We start from the raw sequence: 468 nt of genomic DNA, 5'->3' as shown, positions 1-468 counted from the left end.
GTCCACCGCGTCCCGGTAGAGGTAGATCCGAGGCAGGGCGGCGGATGGACGAAAGGGGCGGCTCATGCGGTGAGTCTCAGCAGCGACTCGACCACGCTCAGGTTGTCGGCGTGGATGCCGCGTAGCTCGGCGCCGTTGGGCAGCACCAACGTCAGCCCACCAGCATCCTCCATCGGACGGTGGCGTACGGTGACAAATCCGGATCGGGCCGGCGGTTCCTCTTCGGTCGTCGAGGCCGTCAGCTTGCGCCGCCAGTACTGGAACTGCGCGTAACTCAGCCCCTGCTGCTTGCAGAACCCCTGCTGGGATTGGCCGGAGGTACGCCACGCGCTGAGCTGCTTGCGCCAGTACGTGCTTCGCGGGGTATCAGGGTATTGCTCGGACATCGGGGTCTCCTGTGCGTGTTGACGGGAGCCAGTGTTGCCCGGTTGGCACGAGCGGAAAAGATGTCGATTATTGGGCGCTTAC

At 64.7% G+C, this 468-nt stretch carries 1 protein-coding gene; it reads right to left on the bottom strand.

Annotated features, from left to right (window positions below; translation table 11 throughout):
- Positions 1-62 precede the first annotated feature (62 nt).
- Complete coding sequence (gene tnpA, locus ACYQ2W_RS26600) at positions 63-386, bottom strand: IS66 family insertion sequence element accessory protein TnpA (protein ID WP_459874146.1); 324 nt, start codon at positions 384-386, stop codon at positions 63-65.
- Positions 387-468 lie beyond the last annotated feature (82 nt).

It is taken from the genome of Endothiovibrio diazotrophicus (genome assembly GCF_054657215.1).
The sequence above is the reverse complement of the archived record's forward strand: the minus strand, read 5'-3'. Positions and strand labels throughout refer to the sequence as shown.